Source organism: Stenotrophomonas sp. NPDC077421 (assembly GCF_049545505.1).
In the GTDB taxonomy this organism is placed as follows: domain Bacteria; phylum Pseudomonadota; class Gammaproteobacteria; order Xanthomonadales; family Xanthomonadaceae; genus Stenotrophomonas; species Stenotrophomonas nematodicola.
Genome location: NZ_JBMWDP010000016.1, coordinates 18,698 through 39,256, shown reverse-complemented (window position 1 = coordinate 39,256; position 20,559 = coordinate 18,698). Strand labels below are relative to the sequence as shown.

Genomic DNA, 20,559 nt, shown 5'->3' with positions numbered 1-20,559 from the left:
CAAGATTGGGCCGGCGGGCAGGGCGTTCAAGCGGCTGCGTTCATCGTGCTGATACCCGCGCGGGCGCAAGGTGACGTCCTGTCCCCCCAACCAGGAGCCCGCCATGAACCGCCCACGCCGCCTCGGTGCCGTGCTGCTGCTTCTGCTGCCGCTCCCGGCATTGGCGCAGATCGGCCCCCCGCCATCACCCACCGCCACCCGACCGGTGGTCGCGCCGCAACCGGCCCCGGCGCCGCTGCCCACGCCCGTGCGCCCCGCACCGGCCGACAGCCTTTCGGGCGAGTTGGCCCCGGTGAAGTCCAACAGCCAGGTGCAACAGCAGCTGCGCACCCATCCCATCCAGAGCAAAGGCCCGGCCGGCACGGCCCCCCTCCGGGGCCCCGCGTTGCAGCCCAAGGTCTACGACCGTCACGGCCGCATCATCCCCGGCGCCAGACAGGTCGGCCCCAACCGCGTGCTGGATACGCGCACCGGCAGGTATTACGACTCGGTTCCCAGCGCTGGCGGACAACAGATCCGGCCATAGAGCGTCGCAGACTGCGTGGGAGCGAAGCAGCGCACGCCCGTACGTGCGCACACCGTCATCCTGATGGTCGCGCACGGCCCCTGCGGCAATCCCGGACCCTGGGTTCTGGTTCCGATGCGGTGTGCATGCGTGCACGAGTGAGTGAGCAGGCCAGCGCATGAACGCTTCACAACCGCGTCCCCCAGTCATCCGCATCAACGCGCAAGCTCACCGCTTTTTCGCCTGCGATTAACCGTTTTTCACGGACGCTGTGCGTGCGCCGCACTACACAGCGCATCTCCCAGGCATTTCGAGAAGAGTGCAATCATGGCTAACCAGCAGAACCGCAATCCCGGCAAGGCACCGCAGGAACAGCAGGGTCAGCAGCAGAACCAGAAGGCGGGCCAGCAGAACCAGCAGCAGTGGGATCAGCAGAACCAGAAGGGCGGCAAGCAGCAGGACCAGCAGCGCCACCCGGACTCGAAACAGCAGCGCTGACGCGTTACACGCAATGATCAAGGCGGTGCGCACCCTGCGCGCCGCCTTCTGCGTCTGTCAGTCGGGAATCGGCAGCGTCAGCGTCTCTTTCACTTCTTCCATCACGATGTAGCTCTTCGACTCGCGCACGTGCGGCAGTGTCAGCAGCGTGCTGCCCAGCAGCTTGCGGTAGGAGGCCATCTCGCTGATCCGTGCCTTCAGCAGGTAGTCGAAATCGCCGGACACCAGATGGCACTCAAGCACGTTCGGCAGCTTCAGCGCCGCCCGTCGGAACTCCTCGAAAATGTCGCCGGATTTGTACGCCAGGCTGATTTCCACGAACACCAGCAGGCTCGCCTTGAGGTAGTGCGGATCCAGCTTGGCGTAGTACCCGGTGATGGCCCCGTCGCGCTCCAGCCGACGTACCCGCTCCGTGCAGGGCGTCGTCGACAGGCCCACCCGCTCACCCAGCTCGGTGAAGGAAATCCGGCCCTCGGCCTGCAGAATGCGCAGGATCTTCCGGTCGATCTTGTCCAGCTCGCGCGCGCGTACGGCCATCGTGTCAGCCTCTCGAGGATGTTTGCAGGACAATATCCTGCCTCAACTCCCAAAAACAGGCGAATTGATTGGTTTCGGCTGACTATACTTCCTCAATTGTGGTCCCGGCACGCTTATGTGCAGGGAATGATCGGGTTGGAGAAGTGTCATGCGCGTTCTAGTCCTTGGCAGTGGGGTAATCGGCACCACCAGTGCCTGGTACCTTCGGCAGGCCGGGTTTGAAGTCACGGTCGTCGACCGCCAGCCCGGTCCGGCGCTGGAAACCAGTTTCGCCAATGCCGGCCAGCTGTCATTCGGCTACACCTCACCGTGGGCCGCCCCCGGCGTGCCGCTCAAGGCGGTCAAATGGCTGTTCTCCGAACATGCCCCGCTGGCCATCCGGCCCGGCCTGGACTGGCACCAGTACCGCTGGCTCGCCCAGATGCTGCGCAACTGCACCCACGCGCGTTACGCCATCAACAAGGCGCGCATGGTGCGCATGTCCGAGTACAGCCGCGACTGCCTCAATGAACTGCGCACCCAGACCGGCATCCAGTTCGAAGGCCGCGACCTCGGCACCACCCAGCTGTTCCGCACCCAGCAGCAGCTGGATGCCTCGGCCCAGGACATCGAAATTCTCGCCCGGTACGACGTGCCCTACGAAGTGCTGGACCGGGCCGGCATCATCGCCCACGAACCGGCGCTGGCTGCCGTTGCCGACACCCTGGTCGGCGCGCTGCGCCTGCCCCGTGACCAGACCGGCGACTGCCAGCTGTTCACCCGTCGCCTGGCGCAGATGTGCGTCGATGCCGGTGTCGAGTTCCGCTTCGACCAGGACATCGCCGGCCTGCAGACCCAGGGCGACCGTATCACCGGAGTGCACATCGACGGCGCGCTGGAAACCGCCGACCGCTATGTGGTCGCGCTGGGCAGCTATTCGCCGGCCCTGGTCGACCCGCTCGGCCTGCGCCTGCCCGTGTACCCGCTGAAGGGCTACTCGCTGACGCTGCCGATCACCAACCCGGCAATGGCGCCTACCTCGACCATCCTGGACGAAAGCTACAAGGTGGCCGTGACCCGCTTCGACGACCGCATCCGCGTCGGCGGCATGGCCGAGGTCGGCGGCTTCGATCTGTCCCTGTCGCCGCGCCGCCGCGCCACCCTGGAGAAGGTCGTGCGTGACCTGTACCCGGAGGGCGGCGATCTGAGCCGCGCCGAGTTCTGGACCGGCCTGCGCCCGGCCACGCCCGATGGCACCCCGGTGATCGGCGCCACGCCGTACCGCAACCTGTTCCTCAACACCGGCCACGGCACCCTCGGGTGGACGATGGCCTGCGGCTCCGGCCGTTACCTCGCCGACCTGATGAGCGCGCGCCAGCCGCAGATCAGCACCGAAGGCCTGGATATCTTCCGTTACGGCCACGCGGCCGCATCCGTACGTCATAGTGAGCCTGAAGCATGCGTCCCGCCCGCGCGTTGATCGACCTGGATGCATTGCGCTCCAACTACCGTCTGGCCCGTGAACTCGGTGGCGGCCGCAAGACCCTGGCCGCGATCAAGGCCGACGCCTATGGCCACGGTGCCGTGGCCTGCGCGCGCGCGCTGCAGGACGAGGCCGCCGATGCGTTTGGCGTGGCCTGCATCGAAGAGGCGCTGGAACTGCGCGAGGCCGGCATCACCACCCCGATCGTGCTGCTGGAAGGCTTCTTCGACGCCGACGAACTGCCGCTGATCGTCCAGCACGACCTGTGGTTCGCCGTGGCGGCGCCCTGGCAGGTCGACGCCGTCGCCGCGTTCCAGACCACGGCCACGCTGAGCATCTGGCTGAAGCTGGACAGCGGCATGCACCGGCTGGGCCTGTCGCCGGCCGACTTCCGGGCCGCGCACGCCCGTCTCGGCGCGCTGCCGCAGGTCGGGCCGATGGTACTGATGAGTCACATGGCCCGCGCCGACGAACTGGACAGCCCGCGCACCCGCGAGCAGGCCGCCGTCTTCGCGGCCGCCATCGAGGGGCTTGCCGGTGAGACCAGTCTGTGCAATTCGCCCGCGCTGCTGGGCTGGCCGGATGTGCGCAGCGACTGGGTGCGCCCGGGCCTGATGCTGTATGGGGCCAACCCGTTGCCGGTCGCATCGATGGCGACCGAACGCCTGCGCCCGGTGATGACGATGGAATCGAAGATCTTCGCCGAGCGCTGGATCGAAGCGGGCGAGCCGGTCGGCTATGGCGCCCGTTTCGTCGCCGAGGAGCGCACGCGGGTCGGCGTGGTCGCCCTGGGCTACGCCGATGGGTACCCGCAGTTCGCCCCCAATGGCACCCCGGTGCAGATCGATGGCCAGCCCGGCCGGGTGATCGGGCGGGTGTCGATGGACATGCTGACCGTGGACCTCACCGATCTGCCGCAGGCCGGCATCGGCAGCACCGTGACCCTGTGGGGCGCGTCGCCGCGGCTGGATGTGCTGGCGCCGCTGTGCGGGGTGAGCGCCTATCAGCTGCCGTGTGGGGTCAAGCGCGTGCCGCGCCGTTTTCTGCACGCCTGAGCCGCAGCGCCGGCCCGGTAAAAAAAAGGCGGCACCCGCAGGGGCGCCGCCTTTTTCCGGTGTGCCACGCCCGTTCAGCGGCTGGCAGTGGCCGGCGCGCGCACGTCACGCTGGATCCAGTCGTCCAGCAGCTTCTTCTCGTACCGCAGCGGGTCGGTATCGCTCTGCAGGCCGATGTTGTGCAGGTAGCCGGTATCCACCAGCGTGCGCTCGCCCTGGGACACCACCGTACCCTGCGCATCCTTCAGGGTGAATGTCAGCGAGATGCGCGGCGGGTAGATGTCGCGCATGATCCGCACGTCGCTGGCGCGCGGGCCGTGCCACGGCTCATAGTCGCCGGCGCGCTTGATGTCGGTCAGCGTCACATCCAGCGTCTGACCCGGCTGCAACTGCTTTCCGGCGGCGGTCTGCACGTACTGGCCCAACTGCTGCACCCAGTTCCCGCGCTCCGCATCAAACCGATTGGTGCTCTTGCGGATCTCGGTGAACTGCGCCGGATCGGTCCACTGCACGCGCACCGGGCCATCGCCGCTCAGCGCCCGCGGGGCCTGCGGGTCCGTCACGGTCCTTGGGCCCGCGGCCTGGGCCGCCCCCATCGCCAGCACGCACGCCAGCGCGGTGCTGATGATCATCGAACGTTTCATGGCATGTCCTCCTGCGTCATTGAGACAGGGAATACGAAAGGCAGTGTGATCCTGATCCGGGTGAGGGACAATCCTTCCACCGCGCCCGCTCCACCGGCGTTGCCGCCAATTCATCGGCGTCAATCCCACCCTTGGCGCTTGACGCTGCGAATACGCGCTCTGGAACATCCTGTGTCCCTCTGTTACGCCAGTTGCCCACTTGACGCCTTTGTCCAGCCTGCCCCCTACCACCCTGGAACGTCCCCCGGTCATGATCCCGGCGTCTGACCCCGTCCTGCACCGCGGGGTGCTGGAACGGATGAATGCCGGGTTCTGCATCATCCAAGTGCTGTTTGATGGCGATCATGCGGTGGATTACCGCTTCCTGGAGGTCAACGACGCCTTCGAGCGCAATACCGGTATCACTGATGCCGTCGGCAAGCGCATGAAGGCGCTGCAGCCGCAGCATGAACCGGAGTGGTACCGGCTGTACGGGCAGGTGGCACGCACCGGCACACCGCTGCAGTTCGAGCTGGAGGCCCGCGCGCTGTCACGCTGGTATTCGGTGGAAGCGGTGCGGGTGGGCGATCCGGCCGATCACCACGTGGCGGTGCTGTTCTTCGACGTGACCGCACGCAAGCAGATCGAAGTGGAGCTGGCCGAAAGCGAGGCGCGCTTCAGCGCGCTGGCCGATGGCCTGCCGATGCCGGTATGGGTGCTGGACGAGCGTGGCCACGCCCGCTTCGTCAACAGTGCCTTCACCGAGTTTTTCGGCGGCGACGAACAGCGTGTGCCCGAGGATGTCTGGCGCGGCCTGGTGCACCCCGACGATGCCTCCGTGTTCGAGTACGAACTGCAGGAAGCGCTCAAGGCGCAGCGGTCGATGCATGCACTGGTACGCGCGCGGCGCGCCGATGGCCAGTGGCGCTGGCTTGAAATGAACGCGCGCCCGCGCTTCTCGCGCATGGGTCGTTTCATCGGCCTGGCCGGCAGCAGCCCGGACGTGACCGAACGGCGTGAAATCGAAATGGCGCGCGAGGAGCTGCTGCAGTCCGAACGCGCCGCGCGTAGCGCCGCAGAGAACATGGCGCGGGTCAAAGATGAATTCCTGGCCACGCTGTCGCATGAGCTGCGCACACCGCTGACCACCATCCTGGGCTGGAGCGAACTGCTGCTCCAGCGCATCGATGAGACCAGCCCGATGTACAAAGGGCTGGGCGTGATCGCCAACAGCGCAATGGCACAGAAGCGCCTGATCTCGGACATGCTGGACCTGAGCAGCATGCTGCTGGGCAAGGTGCAGCTGGAAGTGGAAGTGCTGGACCTGCGCGCGCAGCTGATCGAGGCGATGCGCGCCCAGGAGCTGGTAGCCGAGGGCAAGGCGCTGAACACCAGCCTGGTGCTGCCCGACGACCCGTGCCTGGTGCTGGGCGATGCCACGCGCCTGCAGCAGATACTGTGGAACCTGCTCTCCAACGCAATCAAGTTCACCCCCGCCGAGGGCACCGTCGCGGTGACCTTGGCTGCCGATGCCGGGCACTGGTCGATCACCGTGACCGATTCCGGCGACGGCATCGCCCCCGAGTTCCTGCGCCACCTGTTCGGCCGTTTCCGTCAGGCCGACGGCACCACCACCCGCCGGCATGGCGGCCTGGGCCTGGGCCTGGCGATCGTGCAGCAGCTGGTGGAACTGCATGGGGGTGCGGTGGCGGCCAGCAGCGATGGTCAGGGCCACGGCGCAACGTTCACCGTGCGTCTGCCACGTTACCAGCCGCAGGCCGACGGGCGCCCGCTGCGCGAGGTGTTCAGTGGCCCGATCAACGAGCAGATCATCGAGCCCTTCCCGCTCAAGGGCCTGCACCTGCTGGCCGTGGAGGACCAGCCGGAAGTGCTGGAGTACCTGCGGCGACTGCTCGAAGAGCAGGGGGCCCAGGTCACGGCGGCCGCCTCGGCCGGCGAGGCCTTGGTCCTGCTCGATGCGGGTGGACACACCGCGATTGACGTGCTGCTGACCGATATCGGCATGCCCGGCATGGATGGCTACGGCCTGGTGCGGACCCTGCGCGAGGACATCGGCGTGGACGCCCAGGTGCTGCCCGCCGTGGCGGTCACGGCGCTGGCCCGTGCCGACGACCGCAAGCGGGCATTGGCCTCCGGCTTCCAGGAGCACGTGGCCAAGCCCTATTCGGTGGCGCAACTGGTCTCAGCGGTACGGACGGTGCTGGCCGCGCGCTAGCCGCGTTGCCGGGCCGTATACGCCCGGCTTGGCACACTGGGCTGCCGTAGTCCGGAGAACGCCATGTCCCGCCTTGCCCCCGCCGTGCATACCGACCCCGCCGACATCGCCGCGTTGGAGGCGCTGCTGCCGCAGCTGCGTGGCCAGACCCAGGTGGAGCTGACCCTCGTCGATGGCCGTCGCCTGCTCGGCACGGTGGCGGTGCAGCCCACCGTGCAGCAGTACCGCGACGCCGCGGAGAACGAAGGCAGCAATGGCCAGTTGCGCCTGGATGACCTGGATGCGCCGGTGCAGCAGCACCTCGTATGGCTTGACAGCATCGCCGCCGTACGCCAGCTGCCGCCGCGCGAGTGAGCCTGCGCCCGGCACCGCAGTGCCGGGCACCGCGTCGTTCAGTGCGTGAAGACCTCGGCTTCGGCCTCGAAACGGCGCGCATAGGCGCGTTCGTCGGCGATCCTGCCTACTTCGTCATCGGCCATGTCCGGCGCGCCGTACACCGCATATGCCACGGTGCCATCGGCGGTCTTGCCCACCTGGTGCAGCCGGTAGCGCGAATGGCCGCCGCCGGTGTCCTCGGGGTAGTGCACCGGCGGGTGGTTGCCCTCCAGGTCCATTTCGCTGTTGTCCACCACGCCGCCGACAAACAGTGCACGCATGAGTCATCTCCATCTCGAGGGGAGCCTCCACCCTGACGGCACGGGTGTTGCCGTGGCATCAACGGGACGTTGAATAAACGCAAAACCGGGCCGTACGGACGAACCGGTAGAATGGCCCCCTCTTTTGACGATGTGCCCCCCTGCATGGCTGCCCAGCACGACGCCCCCCTGGAAACCCTGTTCCTGCCGTTCGCCAACGGCGCGCTGTCCTGGCCCGCCGGCCCGGTGCTGTTCCTGCGCGCCCGCGACGGCTGGCCGCTGCGCGAACACGCCCAGCCGGCGCAGCTGGTCTGCGAGCAGAGCTTCCGCCCCTTCGCCGATGCGCTGGAGGCCAGTGGCTGGCAGGTGCGCGATGAGCAGCAGCTGATCGATGACACCACCCGCTATGCGCTGGTGCTGGTGCTGCCGCCGCGCCAGCGCGAGGAGGCACGCGCCCTGTTCGCACGCGCGCTGGCGCTGGCGGCGCCGGGCGGCACCGTCGTGGCCTGCCAGCACAACAACGAAGGCGCGCGCTCCGGCGAAAGCGATCTGCAGTCGCTGGCCGGTCTGGGCGGAAAACTCACCAAGAACCATTGCCGTGCCTACTGGACCGCACCGCTGAACGGCCAGCACGACGTGGCGCTGGCACAGCGCTGGGCCAGCCTTGACGCACCGCGCGCCATCCTCGGCGGGCGCTTCCAGAGCCGCCCGGGCATCTTCGCGTGGGATCGCATCGATCCGGCCTCGGCGCTGCTGGTCGAGCAGCTGCCGGCCGACCTGGCCGGCGTCGGCGCCGATCTGGGCAGCGGTTTCGGTTACCTCTCGGCCGAAGTGCTGGCCCGCTGCCCGGGCGTGACCGCGCTGGACCTGTACGAAGCCGAAGGCCGCGCGCTGGCACTGGCGCGCGCCAACCTGGCCGCGCTGGGCAAGCCGGCCGCGCTGAACTACCACTGGCACGATGTCACCGCCGGCATCGAAGGCCGGTACGACTTCATCGTCACCAATCCGCCGTTCCACACCCCGTCCCGTGCCGACCGCCCCGACATCGGCCAGCGGTTCATCGCCGTGGCGGCGGAGGCGCTGCGCCCGGGCGGGCGCATGTGGCTGGTGGCCAACCGCCACCTGCCGTACGAGCAGATCCTCAATGAGAGCTTCGGCCAGGTGCGCGTGGCGGCCGAGCGCGACGGTTTCAAGCTGATCGAGGCCACCAAGGCCAGCAGGAGCCCCACCCCCGTCAGGACCCCGCGCAGCACCGAGCCGACGTGGGGCCGCGGAGGCCGCGCATGAAGCTGGTCAAGCTGTTGGCGAACCTCGGCTATGGCAGCCGCAAGCAGGTGCAGGGGATGTTCCGTGCCGGGCTGATCACCGACGCTGACGGCGAGGTGCTGTACGCCGACGACGTGGTTGCGCATGAGGCGATCCGTGTTGAAGGCGAGCCGCTGGACCCGCCGCAGGGGCTGACCGTACTGTTGCACAAGCCGCGCGGTTACACCTGCTCCACCAAGGACACCGGCCGGTTGATCTACGACCTGCTGCCGCCGCGCTTCCGCGAGCGGTCGCCGGTGCTGTCCTCGGTGGGCCGGCTGGACCGCGATACCAGCGGGATGCTGCTGATGACCGACGATGGCGCGCTGCTGCACCGGATCGTCTCGCCGAAGTCGCGCCTGGACAAGGCCTACGAGGTGACCCTTGCCGAGGACCTGCGGGGCGATGAAGTGAGCCGGTTCGCCAGCGGCACGCTGCTGCTGGAATCGGACGACAAGCCCTTGCTGCCCGCTGAACTGGACGTGCGGTCACCGCGCCAGGCGCAGCTGGTGCTGCATGAAGGTCGTTACCATCAGGTGCGTCGCATGTTCGCCGCCGTCGGCAACCATGTAGAAGCGCTGCACCGCAGTCGCATCGGCGGGTTGTCGCTGGGCGACCTGGCCGAAGGCCAGTGGCGCATGCTCGATGCCACCGACCTGGACACCCTGTTCGACGTCCCATGACCGCCATTGCCGCGCTGCCGTTCCTGCCCGACGCCGTCATCTTCGATATGGATGGCCTGATGATCGACAGCGAACGCGTGTCGATCGCCTGCTGGTCGGCGGCGGCGCGGGAGCTGCAGCTGCCGTTCGCGGAGGACTTCTGGCTGGGGATGGTCGGCCTGGGTGACCGTGACTGCGAGCGCCTGCTGCTGGAGCACATCCCTGCCGGGCAGGTCGCCGCGCTGTTCGCGCGCTGCCACGCTCTGTACGAGGCGCGTACCCAGGCGGGCCTGCCGCTGCGGCCGGGCATCGTGGACATCCTTCAGTTGCTGCAGGCGCATGACATTCCGCGCGCGGTCGCCACCTCCACGCGGCAGCCGCGTGCGTCGCGCAAGCTGCACGCGGCGGGGCTGCTGCCGTTCTTCGAGGTGGTGGTCACCAGCAGCGACGTGGCCCATCCCAAACCGGCGCCGGACATCTACCTGCTGGCCGCGCAGAAGCTGGGCAAGGCACCCGCGCGCTGCCTGGCCCTGGAAGATTCGCCGGCCGGCATCCGCGCCGCGGTAGGCGCCGGCATGACGGCCATCCAGGTCCCGGACCTGGTGCGCCCTGACGACGCGCTCCGCGCCCTGGGTCACCGCATCGTCGACTCGCTGCTCGACGCCCGCACGCTCCTGCTGCCTTTGCTGCCCACCAGGTAGAGCCGACGTCCAGTCGGCTGCGCTGCGCCGCGCGACCAGCCGACCAACGGTCGGCTCGACCGGTGCACGCGGATGGCCCCCACCTGGCCGCGCAGAAAAAAGCCCGGCGCTTGGCCGGGCTTTCCTTCGCGCGTGGTCCGCCTGGATTCACACCCGGCCGAACACCAGCGCAGCGTTGGTGCCGCCGAAGCCGAAGCTGTTGGACATCACCGTGTTCAACTGTGCATTGTGGCTTTCGCGCACGATCGGGAAACCTTCCACCAGCGGGTCCAGCTCGCCGATGTTGGCCGAGCCGGCGATGAAGCCGTCGCGCATCATCAGCAGGCAGTAGATCGCTTCGTGCACGCTGGCGGCGCCCAGCGAATGGCCCGACAGCGCCTTGGTCGACGACAGCGGCGGCACGTTTTCGCCGAACACCTCGCGCACCGCCTTCAGCTCGGTGACATCGCCCAGCGGGGTCGAGGTGCCGTGCGTGTTGAGGTAGTCGATCGGGGCGGACAGATTGGCCATTGCCATGTTCATGCAGCGCACCGCGCCCTCACCCGACGGTGCCACCATGTCGGCGCCATCGGAGGTGACGCCATAGCCGACCAGCTCGGCATAGATGCGTGCGCCACGCGCAACGGCATGGTCGTAATCCTCCAGCACCAGCATGCCGCCACCACCGGCGATGACGAAGCCGTCGCGGTCCTTGTCGTACGGGCGCGAGGCACTGGCCGGGGTTTCGTTGAAGCGGGTGGACAGTGCGCCCATCGCATCGAACATCACGCTCATCGACCAGTGCAGGTCTTCGCCGCCACCGGCGAACATCACGTCCTGCGCGCCGTGCCGGATCAGGTCCGCGGCGGCGCCGATGCAATGTGCCGACGTCGCGCAGGCGGCCGACAGCGAATAGCTCAGGCCCTTGATCTGGAACGCGGTGGACAGGCATGCCGACACCGTGGAGCACATCGTGCGCGGCACCATGTACGGGCCGACCTTGCGCACGCCGCGCGCGCGCAGGATGTCGGCCGATTCGACCTGCCACTGGCTGGAGCCGCCGCCGGAACCGGCGATCAGGCCGGTGCGCGGGTTGGCGACCTGGTCGGCCTCCAGGCCGGCATCGGCGATCGCATCGCGCATGGCGATGTACGCATACGCCGACGCGTCGCTCATGAAGCGCTTGAGCTTGCGGTCGATCTGCGCGTCCAGGTCCAGTTCGATGTTGCCGCCCACGTGGCTGCGCAGGCCGGCGTCAGCGTGGTCGGGCAGAGTGCGGATGCCGGCGCGGCCTTCACGCAGCGCGGTGGACACGGTGTCCAGATCGTTGCCCAGGCACGAAGTGATGCCCATTCCGGTAATGACGACGCGACGCATCAGAAGTTCTCAGTGGAAGTGAACAGACCCACACGCAGGTCCTTGGCGGTGTAGATTTCGCGGCCGTCCACCAGCATGCGGGCGTCGGCCTGCGCCATCACCAGCTTGCGGTTGATGACGCGGGTGATGTCGATTTCATAGCTGACCTGCTTGGCCTCGGGCAGCACCTGGCCGGTGAACTTCACCTCGCCGCAGCCCAATGCACGGCCGCGGCCGGGAGCGCCCAGCCAGGTCAGGTAGAAGCCGGTGAGCTGCCACATCGCATCCAGGCCCAGGCAACCGGGCATCACCGGGTCGCCGATGAAGTGGCACCCGAAGAACCACAGGTCCGGGCGGATATCCAGTTCCGCGCGTACCAGTCCCTTGCCGTGTGGGCCGCCGTCCTCGCGGATATCGGTGATGCGATCGAACATCAGCATCGGATCGTTGGGCAGGCGACCGCTGCCCGGGCCGAACAGTTCGCCGCGGGCGCTGGCCAGCAGCTGTTCGCGCGAGAACGCGTTGAGACGAGTCATGAAAAGCGCAATCCTGAAGTTGTCATCGGGTACATCCGAGCGCCGCTCGGCTGCTCTTGATAAAAGACAAGTGTTCAAGAGTGCAGAGGAAAATCGTTTCAATCAAACGTTTTAACCGTACGCCAGCGTAGTGTTTTCAGGTTCAAAAACGCATGTTGTTGTTATGAAAAGACCATACTCAAGCGTGTGGCTGTAATCTTGTTCATCTGACCCGAGTCCGTCACGCCGTGCCCGCCCTTCGCAAGATCATCCACGTCGACATGGACGCGTTCTACGCGTCGGTGGAGCAGCGCGACGACCCCGCGCTGCGTGGCCGGCCGGTGGTGGTGGCGTGGAAAGGCGCGCGCTCGGTGGTGTGCGCGGCGTCGTACGAGGCGCGGGTGTTCGGCATCCGCTCGGCGATGCCGGCGCTGCGTGCCGAGCGGCTGTGTCCGGACGCGGTGTTCGTGCCGCCCGACTTCGCCCGTTACAAGGCTGTGTCGCGCCAGGTGCGTGAGATTTTCCTGCGGCATACCGACCTGGTCGAACCGCTGTCGCTGGACGAGGCCTACCTGGACGTGACCGTGCACAAAGGCGGCATGACGGTGGCGACCGAGATCGCGGCGATCGTGCGGGCGCAGATCCGCGAGGAAACGCAGTTGACCGCGTCGGCCGGGATCGCGCCGAACAAGTTCCTGGCCAAGATCGCCTCGGACTGGCGCAAGCCGGATGGCCAGTTCGTGGTGCCGCCGCATCGAGTCGAACAGTTCCTTACGCCGTTGCCGGTCAAGCGGGTACCCGGCGTGGGCAAGGTGATGGAAGGCAAGCTGGCCGAACTGGGCATCGTCACCGTGGGCGATCTGCGCGCGTTGCCGCTGGAGGTGCTGGAAACGCGTTTCGGCAGCTTCGGCGCCAGCCTGTACCGGCGCGCACGCGGCATCGACGAGCGCCCGGTGGAACCGGACCAGCCGGTGCAGTCGATCTCCTCGGAGGACACCTTCGCCGAGGACCTGCCGCTGGATGCGCTGGACGCGGCCATCGTCGAGCTGGCCACGAAGACCTGGCAGGCAACGCGCAGAACCGAGCGGGTCGGGCATACGGTGGTGCTGAAGCTGAAGACCGCGCAGTTCCGCATCATCACCCGCAGCTTCACGCCGGAGTCGCCGCCGGACACGCTGGAAGAACTGCGCGATATCGCGCTGGCGCTGCGCGCGCGCGTCGACCTGCCGGATGACACGCGCTATCGCCTCGTTGGCGTCGGGCTGGGGGGGTTCCGCGAGCGCGAACCGGTGCGCCAGCCCGGCCTGTTCGATCACCTCGACGAGGCGTGACCGCCGCTTACGGCCAGCGCATCTCGCCTTTGGCGACCTTGGCACTCAACGCCAGTGAATCCACTCCCTGCAGGCGCGGGTAGCGCGTTTTCATCGCCGCGACCAGGGCATCGGCGTCGGCACTGCGCGCGGCTTCCGCATCGAAGGCACGGATATAGGCTGCGGTGAAGTCCAGCGCGCCGACATCCAGCGCCGCGCCCGTGGCGTAGTGCCCGGGAATGACGCGTACCGGTTTGAGTGCCTTGATCTTCGCCAGGGTCGCCAGCCAGTCCGCGTGCGACTGCGCACTCTGCGTATCGGCCATCCAGACATGCTCGCCACTGACCACGGGAATGCCGCCGAGCACGGTCCGCAGCGCGGGAATCCACACCACGGTCCGGTCCGGGGTGGGGCCGTCCAGCCCGATGATCTGCAGCGTCTGCCCGTCCAGTGTGAGGGTGTCGCCGTCGAGGACCTGCGGCACCACGATGCGCGCAGGCGCGTCGGCACCCATCTTCGGCCCCCAGTAGGCGAGCTTGCCGGCCTGCGTCGCCTGGATGTGGGCCACCGTCTGCGCGGTGGCAACGATCCGGGCGTCGGGGAAGGCGTCCTGCAGGGTGGCCAGGCCGAAGTAGTAGTCGGGGTCGCCGTGGCTGATGTAGAGGGTGGTCAGGCGCTTGCCGCTGGCGCGGACACGCTGCACCAGGTGTGCCGCATCGGACGCCGCGAACTGGGCGTCGATGAGGATCGCGTCGTGCTCGCCGGTGACCAGGCTGGAGGACACCTGGAACAGCGCCTTCGCGCCCGGATGGTAAGGCTGCACCTGCAGCGGGGCGCGTTGCGTGGTGGCAGGGGCTGCATGGCTGGCCGCAGGTGCAGCCACGCCGAGTGCGGCGCCGACGGCCAGCGCCAGCAGCAGCGGGGCGCGCGAAAGAGGGGGCATGGTGTGGGGTCCTGTGCGACAGGGCCCCGGCGGCATGCCGGGGCCTGGTGGAGCCGGGGCGGGTCGGGCCGTTCGTCAGTACGCGACGGTGGCGATCTGGCGCAGGTACCGCGGCGTCTCGATTTCGTTGACGAACGCGTCGGCGTAGTCGGCGTAGCTGATCCGGCTGTGGCCGTCGGCACTGGCCAGGAAGGCCTTGGCCTGGGTACGGAAGCCGCCCTGCTGCGGGCCCGGGCCGATCTCGGCGGCGGGAGAGTAGAAGGTCCAATCCAGATCATCGATGCCCTGGTAGACCTTGAAGGCCTCTCGGTGCGCCAGCGCGATCGGCTTGTAGGCGTCGGGGAAGGTGGGGGTGTCCACCAGCTGCACGCCTGGCGCGACCTCCAGACTGCCGGCACCGCCGACCACCACCACCCGGCGCACGCCGGCCTGGCGCGCGGCCCCGGTGAGGTGGGTAGCCACGGCGGCCACGTCGGCCGGGGCGTCACCCGGGCGCGGGCCGTAGGCGCTGGCGAGTACGTCATGGCCGGCGATCACGGCGGCCAGGGCATTGGTGTCGTCCAGCGCGGCGACGGCCAGCGTGGCGCCGTCCAGTTCGGCAGGCAGCGCGGTGTCGCGGCGCACGATGGCCGTGACCTGGTGACCGCGGGCGAGGGCCTGGCGGGCGATTTCACGGCCGATGTTGCCGGTGGCACCAACAAGCGCGATTTTCATGGGGCGAGATCCGTTGCGGGAGGAAGGCCAGCATATGCGCCTGAAATCGTCCGAAAAACCGCGTATAACGGCCTAATTTGTTGCGTAGAACGATCAAATGGACCGCATGACCGCCATGAACGTGTTCGTCGAGGTGGTCGAGCGCGGCAGCCTGACCGCCGCCGCCGAGGCGCTGGAGATGTCGCGGGCGATGGTCACCCGCTACCTGGCCGAGGTGGAGCGCTGGCTGGGCGCCCGCCTGCTGCATCGGACCACGCGCCGGATCAGCCTCACCGCGCCGGGCGAAGCCGCGTTGCTGCGCTTCCGGCAGATGCTCGCGATCGGCGAGGAACTGCACGGCGAACTGGCCAACGACAATCCAGAACCGCATGGCCTGATCCGGGTCACGGCCAGTGTCTCGTTCGGGCAGATCCACCTGGCAGCGGCGGTGGCGGACTTCGTGAAGCGGCATCCGTTGACGCGGGTCGAACTGCTGCTGGTGGACCGCGTGGTGAACCTGGTCGAGGAACGCGTGGATATCGCCGTGCGCATCTCGCGCGCGATCGATCCGGCGCTGATCGCGCGGCGCCTGGCGCCGTGCCGCTCGGTGCTGTGCGCGGCACCGTCGTACCTGGCCGAACGCGGCGCGCCGACGACTGCCGACGCGCTGGCCTCGCACAACTGTCTTACCCACCACTACGTCGGCAAGAGCGTGTGGCACCTGAAGCGCGACGGCCGTGCGATTGCCGTGGCCGTGGGTGGCAACATCAGCGCCAACGAGGCGTCGCTGCTGCTGGAAGCGGTGCGCGCCGGCGCCGGCATCGCGATGCTGCCCACCTACCAGATCGGCCCGCTGCTGCGCAGCGGCGAACTGATCGAGGTACTGCCGGACTACGAGGTGGAGGGCCTGGGCATCCACGCGGTGTATGCGTCGCGGCGGCAGTTGCCCACGATCATGCGCAGCTTCCTGGATTTCCTCGTGGAGCGCTTCTCCAGCCCGGCGTTTCTGTCGCGGATCTGAGCGCAGGGCGCCGCGTACAATGGCGTTCCCACGTCGTTGAAGTGAGCCACGCCTTGTCCTGTCCGTATCCGTTGGTGGTGTTCGATCTGGATGGCACGCTGGTCGACAGCGCGGCCGATATCGCCGAAGCGCTGAACCGCACGCTCGAAGACTGGCAGTTGCCGCGGGTTCCCGAGGCCACGGTGCTCACCTGGATCGGCGACGGCGTGCGCCGGCTGGTGGAGCAGGCGTTCACCGCGGCGGGCAGTGATGCCGATCTGGACGCGGTCATGCCCGGCTTCATGCGCCACTACGAGGCCTGCCTGCTGCGCAGCCCGCGTCTGTTCGAGGGTGTTGAAGCGGCGCTGCAGGCGCTGCGCGAGCGCAACGTGACGCTGGCGATCTGCACCAACAAGCCGTCAGCGTTGGTGGCGCCTCTGCTGCGGCATTTCGGCCTGCAGGATCTGTTCGCGCTGGTGCTCGGCGGTGATTCGCTGGCCGAGCGCAAGCCCAGCGGCGTGCCGTTGCGGCATATCGCCGCCCACTTCGGGCTGGCACCGCAGGCGGCGCTGATGGTGGGCGATTCGATCACCGATTACCGTGCTGCCGTGGATGCGGGCATGCCGGTGGCGCTGGTGCGTTACGGCTATCCGCGCGGGCTGGACCTGGAGACGGTCGAGGCGGTAGCGGTGGTGGATGATCTGCGCGATCTGCCGGGGGTGTCCGCGCGCGGGTGAGGGAGGCGCCGACCCACGGTCGGCACCCACCGGATGCCTGTCTGCACCCCTGCGTGCGGGACGGCGGCGATGCCGCCATCCCGGTGCCTCAGTTCGGCTGGTAGCGCACGCTCAGGCGGTACTCGCGGCCGGGCTGGTTGTACCAGGCCACCGTTTCGTAGTCGCGGTCGAACAGATTGCTCACCCGGCCAAGCACCGACCAGTCGCGGCTGATCGCGTACTCCAGACGCAGGTCGACGGTGCCATAGCCGCCCAGGCGCACGGTGTTGGCGGCATCGTCATAGCGCTTGCCCGCCCCATTGGCGGTAATGCCGGCGCGGAAGTCGCCGAAGCGGCGGTCGATGTCCAGGCGCGCGGTGTTCTGCGCGCGGCGCGCCAGCCAGTTGTCGAACTGCGCGCTGCCGTCGGTGCGGTTGCGCGGATCGGTGTGGCTGAGCTGGGCGCTGATATCGACGCCGGCCACGGTGATGGCACCGGTCAACTCGGCGCCGCGGATGCGCGCCTTCTCCACCTGCGACATCATGAAGGTGGTGGCGTCGTAGGTGATCAGGTCGTCAATGCGGGTCTCATACACATCCAGGCCCCATCGCCAGCCATCGCCCTGCTGGGCAATGCCGAGGTTGGCGCTCCGGGAGGTTTCCGGGTCCAGCGTCGGCACGCCGCTCCACGGGTCGTACAGGTCGCTGAAAGTCGGTGCCTTGAACGCGGTGCCGTAACTGGCGTTGAGGCGGAAGCCGCCATCCAGTTCCATGCCCCAGCCGAGGCTGCCGGTGGTGTGGTTGCCGAACTGCTCGTTGTCGTCGTTGCGCACGTTGGCCTGCAGGTGGTGCGCGCCGAAGCGGCCCTGGTACTGCACGAACACGCCGGTGTTGTCGCGGCTGTCGACACCGTAGCCGGCGCTGCTGCCGTCCAGGTTGTCCTGGCTCCAGTCCACGCCTGCGCTGAGCAGCTGGCCTTCGGCCACGCCGATGTCAGCCTGTACCGACGCGGTGTCGCGGTGGGTCTGCGCCGCGCCCAGCCAGGTGCTGCCGTTGTAGTTCTGCGACTCGTTGTCAGCCCGGCCGGCACTGACGGTCAGGTTGAAGTGCGCGCCCGGGGTGTAGCGCACCTTGCCGCCCAGCACCTGCTGCAGCGTTTCCGAATAGTTGTAGTAACCGTCGTAGTGGTTCTCGCCTTCGGCGCGCAGCGCGGTGCCTTCCACGTGCCAGGCATCGCCCAGCGCGTAGCCGCCACGCAGGCTCATCGACAGATTGCGGTAGCCGTCGCGGTCGGGCTCGTCGGCGCCGCAGCCGGCGAACGTGATCGGGTTGCCGCGGCAGGCATTGATGCCGTCGGTGTGCTGGTAGGCGATGTCGGTGCCGAACCAGCCGCGCTCGCCGCTGCCACCGAAGCCGCCACTGGCCTCGCGCAGGCCGTTGCTGCCGGCGCCCAGCTGCAGGTGCGGGGCGAACTGGCCGGCGTTGCGGCGGGTGAATATCTGGATCACGCCACCGATCGCATCAGCGCCGTACAGGCTGGACTGCGGGCCGCGCACGATTTCCACGCGTTCGATCTGCGCCAATGGCAGGTCCTGGAGCATGGCCAGGCCGAGATCGCCGGTGTTGATGCGCACGCCGTCCACCAGCACCAGGGTGTGGGCCGAGTTGGTGCCGCGGAGGAACAGCGAGCTCTGCTTGCCCAGGCCGCCGCTGTTGTTGAGGTTGATGCCGGCACGGCCGCGCAGCAGGTCCTGCAGCGACGGCGCCTGGCTGCGCTCGATCTCCGCGCGGTCGATCACCTGCGCAGGCGAGATGCTGTTCTGCAGGGCGATCGGCGTGCGCGTGGCGGTGACCAGGACCTGGTCCAGTGCGGTTGCCTCATCCTGGGCGGCCGCCATCAGCGGCAATGTCGACAGCACGGCCAGGGAGAGAATTCGGGTTTGCAGCTTCATCGTGGACTCCGGGTGCCGCGCACGCCCGCGCGGCAAAGGGTGGGGAAGGTCGCGACACGTCGCGATCCGTCGTCTCCCAGGCCGGTCTCCGGACTTGCGGGTGGATGGCAGCGCCATCCCACCAGGCGCCTTCCCATGCCGAAGCACAGTGGCGTACTGCCTGGTGTCTCCACGCTTACCGTTGCGGGGGCAGTGCCGGAGTGGCGGACAGGCATTGCCTGACGCGTCACCGGCTTCCCGTTTCAACCTGCCGGCATACGCCGCAGGTCACCTGAAAGTGGGCGAAGTCTAAGCCATCGGCCCGGGCCGATGGGACGCAGCGGTTAGAATGCGCCTCGTCTTTTCGATGTGATCCTCATGACCCCACTGTGGTTGCAGCACCCATGTGCGGACGCCCGTGCGTACCGCCGGCCCACCGCAGCGCCGGGTACAGGGGGCATGGCGTGATCCTCGACCTGATCCGCCACGCCAGCACCGGCCGCGACAACCACCTGGATGGCCGCACCGATCCGCCGCTGGACGCGGACAGCACCGTGGCCCTGTGCGAGCGCTACGCGTCGCTGTCCTGGCAGCGCGTGCTGAGCTCACCACGCACGCGTGCAATGGGCACCGCCGACGCACTGGCCGTGCCGCGCGGGCTGCACGTGGAGGCGCACGAGGAGTGGGAAGAACTCGACTTCGGCGACTGGGACGGGGCGGCACTGGACGCCTTGCCGATGGAGGCCGTGTCGGCCTTCCACCTGGACCCGCACGCCAATCCACCGCCGCATGGCGAAAGCTGGGGACACTTCGAGCGCCGCATCGCGCGTGGCCTGCACCGCCTGCTGGATGATCCGGAGCCGGTTCCCACCGTTGTCGTCAGCCACGGCGGGCCGTTGCGGATGGTGCTGTCGCAGGTGTGTGGCCTGCCACTGGCGATGTGCTGGGCATTGCGCATCGATCACGGCACGCGGCTGCAGCTGCGCGTGGAGCGCGACGAGGATCGCCTGTGGGGCGAGCTGCTGGAACTGCAGCAACCCTAGCGGTCGTCCTCGTCATCCTGCGGCTCGGGCGTGCGGTCGTAGACCGGCCCGGACGCTGGTGGCGCCTTCTTCAACGGGTTGTCGGCGATGATCGCGTCGTAGGCGGCAACCAGTTCAATCCGCCGCGCCTCCGGCAGTTCCTGCCAATGGCAGTCCTGCAGCGCGCCTTCCAGCGAGTACAGCAGGTTGAGGCTGGGCTTGAAGCCGGCGCGCTTGACCTTCACGAACGCGCCCACCGCACCGGCGGCGATCAGATCCTCCGGGGTGCGCAGCCCGACCTGACGCAGCCAGGCTGCGCTTTTGGGGCCGATGTTGCGCAGTTTGGCACTCATCCCAGCGCCTCGACGAACACCGCGGCGATCGCTTCCAGACCGGCCTGGTCCTCGGCGTCGAAGCGGGCCAGCGACGGGCTGTCCAGGTCGAACACGCCGATCAGCGTGTCGCCCTTGACCAGCGGCACCACCAGTTCCGAGCGCGAGGCCGAATCGCACGCGATGTGGCCGGGGAAGGCATCCACGTCCTCGATCCGCTGGGTGCGTCGCTGCGAGGCGGCCGCGCCGCACACGCCCTTGTCCAGCGGGATGCGCACGCAGGCCGGCAGGCCCTGGAATGGCCCGACCACCAGCTCGGTGCCGTCGTAGAAATAGAACCCGACCCAGTTCAGGTGGGGGAGCGCGTGGTAGACCAGCGCCGACAGGTTGGCCGCGTTGGCGATCCGGTCGCGCTCGCCGTGCACCAGGGCGCGTGCCTGGGCCAGCAGCTGACCGTACTGTTCCGGCTTGCTGCCGGTGAGCGTGGAAGTGTCGAACATGCCCGCAGTCTAGCAAGCAGGGCCGTCGCCTGCGCCGGGCGCAG

Annotated in this window: 23 protein-coding genes and 1 riboswitch; of the genes, 13 read left to right on the top strand and 10 right to left on the bottom strand. The window is 68.3% G+C overall.

Features of this window, described 5'->3' with window-relative positions; all coding sequences use genetic code 11:
* Nucleotides 1-103: 103 nt before the first annotated feature.
* Together ACPEH1_RS10650 and ACPEH1_RS10645 are read left to right on the top strand one after the other, a co-directional pair.
* On the top strand, nucleotides 104-526 hold the full coding sequence (locus tag ACPEH1_RS10650; protein ID WP_017356505.1) for a hypothetical protein: 423 nt from the start codon (nucleotides 104-106) through the stop codon (nucleotides 524-526).
* A 306-nt stretch (nucleotides 527-832) separates the two neighbouring features.
* Nucleotides 833-1,003, top strand: a complete 171-nt coding sequence (locus ACPEH1_RS10645; RefSeq protein WP_017356504.1) for a hypothetical protein — start codon at nucleotides 833-835, stop codon at nucleotides 1,001-1,003.
* Nucleotides 1,004-1,060: 57 nt separating this feature from the next.
* Here ACPEH1_RS10645 and ACPEH1_RS10640 read toward each other — a convergent pair whose 3' ends face one another.
* Complete coding sequence (locus ACPEH1_RS10640) at nucleotides 1,061-1,540, bottom strand: Lrp/AsnC ligand binding domain-containing protein (protein ID WP_017356503.1); 480 nt, start codon at nucleotides 1,538-1,540, stop codon at nucleotides 1,061-1,063.
* A 148-nt stretch (nucleotides 1,541-1,688) separates the two neighbouring features.
* On the opposite strand from ACPEH1_RS10640, the gene ACPEH1_RS10635 reads away from it, so the two are divergent.
* Nucleotides 1,689-2,999: a D-amino acid dehydrogenase gene (locus tag ACPEH1_RS10635; protein ID WP_017356502.1), complete on the top strand. Its 1,311-nt coding sequence runs from the start codon at nucleotides 1,689-1,691 to the stop codon at nucleotides 2,997-2,999.
* Nucleotides 2,978-4,057, top strand: coding sequence for an alanine racemase (gene alr / locus ACPEH1_RS10630; RefSeq protein ID WP_166472573.1), 1,080 nt, complete (start codon nucleotides 2,978-2,980; stop codon nucleotides 4,055-4,057). Before ACPEH1_RS10635 ends, alr begins: the two co-directional genes overlap by 22 nt.
* Before the next feature lie 74 nt (nucleotides 4,058-4,131).
* Here the strand turns inward: alr and ACPEH1_RS10625 are convergent, their stop codons facing one another.
* Nucleotides 4,132-4,701 carry a DUF3016 domain-containing protein gene (locus ACPEH1_RS10625; RefSeq protein ID WP_017356500.1) on the bottom strand — a complete coding sequence of 190 codons (570 nt, stop codon included), beginning with the start codon at nucleotides 4,699-4,701 and terminating at the stop codon, nucleotides 4,132-4,134.
* A gap of 250 nt (nucleotides 4,702-4,951) precedes the next feature.
* Between ACPEH1_RS10625 and ACPEH1_RS10620 the strand changes: the two genes are divergently transcribed.
* Both ACPEH1_RS10620 and ACPEH1_RS10615 read left to right on the top strand, forming a co-directional pair.
* Entirely contained in the window at nucleotides 4,952-6,916 is a 1,965-nt protein-coding gene (locus tag ACPEH1_RS10620; RefSeq protein ID WP_423715749.1) for an ATP-binding protein, read from the top strand.
* 63 nt (nucleotides 6,917-6,979) lie between these two features.
* Nucleotides 6,980-7,270 (top strand): DUF3247 family protein, encoded by a 291-nt coding sequence (locus tag ACPEH1_RS10615; protein ID WP_017356498.1) that lies wholly within the window; start codon nucleotides 6,980-6,982, stop codon nucleotides 7,268-7,270.
* 38 nt (nucleotides 7,271-7,308) lie between these two features.
* Here ACPEH1_RS10615 and ACPEH1_RS10610 read toward each other — a convergent pair whose 3' ends face one another.
* A complete protein-coding gene (locus ACPEH1_RS10610) occupies nucleotides 7,309-7,572 on the bottom strand; it encodes a hypothetical protein (protein WP_017356497.1) in 264 nt (87 codons plus the stop codon).
* 144 nt (nucleotides 7,573-7,716) lie between these two features.
* On the opposite strand from ACPEH1_RS10610, the gene ACPEH1_RS10605 reads away from it, so the two are divergent.
* From ACPEH1_RS10605 to ACPEH1_RS10595, 3 genes are read left to right on the top strand one after another with little or no spacing between them, the layout of a single operon-like run.
* Entirely contained in the window at nucleotides 7,717-8,838 is a 1,122-nt protein-coding gene (locus ACPEH1_RS10605) for a class I SAM-dependent methyltransferase (RefSeq protein WP_166472574.1), read from the top strand.
* Nucleotides 8,835-9,539 carry a pseudouridine synthase gene (locus ACPEH1_RS10600; protein ID WP_017355691.1) on the top strand — a complete coding sequence of 235 codons (705 nt, stop codon included), beginning with the start codon at nucleotides 8,835-8,837 and terminating at the stop codon, nucleotides 9,537-9,539. Before ACPEH1_RS10605 ends, ACPEH1_RS10600 begins: the two co-directional genes overlap by 4 nt.
* Entirely contained in the window at nucleotides 9,536-10,219 is a 684-nt protein-coding gene (locus tag ACPEH1_RS10595) for an HAD family hydrolase (RefSeq protein WP_017355692.1), read from the top strand. The genes ACPEH1_RS10600 and ACPEH1_RS10595 overlap by 4 nt, the downstream gene beginning before the upstream one ends.
* A 147-nt stretch (nucleotides 10,220-10,366) precedes the next feature.
* Here ACPEH1_RS10595 and fabB read toward each other — a convergent pair whose 3' ends face one another.
* Both fabB and fabA read right to left on the bottom strand, forming a co-directional pair.
* Nucleotides 10,367-11,575 (bottom strand): beta-ketoacyl-ACP synthase I, encoded by a 1,209-nt coding sequence (fabB, locus tag ACPEH1_RS10590; RefSeq protein WP_136003535.1) that lies wholly within the window; start codon nucleotides 11,573-11,575, stop codon nucleotides 10,367-10,369.
* Nucleotides 11,575-12,090, bottom strand: a complete 516-nt coding sequence (fabA, locus tag ACPEH1_RS10585) for a 3-hydroxyacyl-[acyl-carrier-protein] dehydratase FabA (protein ID WP_017355694.1) — start codon at nucleotides 12,088-12,090, stop codon at nucleotides 11,575-11,577. Before fabA ends, fabB begins: the two co-directional genes overlap by 1 nt.
* Before the next feature lie 227 nt (nucleotides 12,091-12,317).
* On the opposite strand from fabA, the gene dinB reads away from it, so the two are divergent.
* The gene (gene dinB, locus ACPEH1_RS10580) at nucleotides 12,318-13,400 is read left to right on the top strand and encodes a DNA polymerase IV (RefSeq protein ID WP_017355695.1); all 1,083 of its coding nucleotides are present in this window, start codon (nucleotides 12,318-12,320) and stop codon (nucleotides 13,398-13,400) included.
* Between the two features lie 7 nt (nucleotides 13,401-13,407).
* On the opposite strand, the gene ACPEH1_RS10575 is transcribed toward dinB, so the two are convergent.
* Together ACPEH1_RS10575 and ACPEH1_RS10570 are read right to left on the bottom strand one after the other, a co-directional pair.
* Nucleotides 13,408-14,322 (bottom strand): MBL fold metallo-hydrolase, encoded by a 915-nt coding sequence (locus ACPEH1_RS10575; protein ID WP_017355696.1) that lies wholly within the window; start codon nucleotides 14,320-14,322, stop codon nucleotides 13,408-13,410.
* Nucleotides 14,323-14,397: 75 nt separating this feature from the next.
* Nucleotides 14,398-15,036, bottom strand: coding sequence for an NAD(P)-dependent oxidoreductase (locus ACPEH1_RS10570; RefSeq protein ID WP_423715748.1), 639 nt, complete (start codon nucleotides 15,034-15,036; stop codon nucleotides 14,398-14,400).
* A 97-nt stretch (nucleotides 15,037-15,133) separates the two neighbouring features.
* Here ACPEH1_RS10570 and ACPEH1_RS10565 point away from each other — a divergent pair, with 97 nt between their 5' ends.
* Nucleotides 15,134-16,036, top strand: coding sequence for a LysR family transcriptional regulator (locus tag ACPEH1_RS10565; protein WP_017355698.1), 903 nt, complete (start codon nucleotides 15,134-15,136; stop codon nucleotides 16,034-16,036).
* 53 nt (nucleotides 16,037-16,089) lie between these two features.
* A complete protein-coding gene (gene gph / locus ACPEH1_RS10560) occupies nucleotides 16,090-16,752 on the top strand; it encodes a phosphoglycolate phosphatase (protein WP_153164938.1) in 663 nt (220 codons plus the stop codon).
* Between the two features lie 88 nt (nucleotides 16,753-16,840).
* Here the strand turns inward: gph and btuB are convergent, their stop codons facing one another.
* Nucleotides 16,841-18,682 (bottom strand): TonB-dependent vitamin B12 receptor, encoded by a 1,842-nt coding sequence (gene btuB / locus ACPEH1_RS10555; protein WP_017355700.1) that lies wholly within the window; start codon nucleotides 18,680-18,682, stop codon nucleotides 16,841-16,843.
* 62 nt (nucleotides 18,683-18,744) lie between these two features.
* Nucleotides 18,745-18,972, bottom strand: a riboswitch (cobalamin riboswitch).
* A gap of 153 nt (nucleotides 18,973-19,125) precedes the next feature.
* Between btuB and ACPEH1_RS10550 the strand changes: the two genes are divergently transcribed.
* Complete coding sequence (locus ACPEH1_RS10550) at nucleotides 19,126-19,704, top strand: histidine phosphatase family protein (protein ID WP_026070723.1); 579 nt, start codon at nucleotides 19,126-19,128, stop codon at nucleotides 19,702-19,704.
* Here ACPEH1_RS10550 and ACPEH1_RS10545 read toward each other — a convergent pair.
* Both ACPEH1_RS10545 and ACPEH1_RS10540 read right to left on the bottom strand, forming a co-directional pair.
* On the bottom strand, nucleotides 19,701-20,036 hold the full coding sequence (locus ACPEH1_RS10545; protein ID WP_017355702.1) for a TfoX/Sxy family protein: 336 nt from the start codon (nucleotides 20,034-20,036) through the stop codon (nucleotides 19,701-19,703). The two genes, ACPEH1_RS10550 and ACPEH1_RS10545, sit on opposite strands and share 4 nt — an antisense overlap.
* The gene (locus ACPEH1_RS10540; RefSeq protein ID WP_153164936.1) at nucleotides 20,033-20,515 is read right to left on the bottom strand and encodes a GAF domain-containing protein; all 483 of its coding nucleotides are present in this window, start codon (nucleotides 20,513-20,515) and stop codon (nucleotides 20,033-20,035) included. The genes ACPEH1_RS10545 and ACPEH1_RS10540 overlap by 4 nt, the downstream gene beginning before the upstream one ends.
* Between the last annotated feature and the right edge of the window lie 44 nt (nucleotides 20,516-20,559).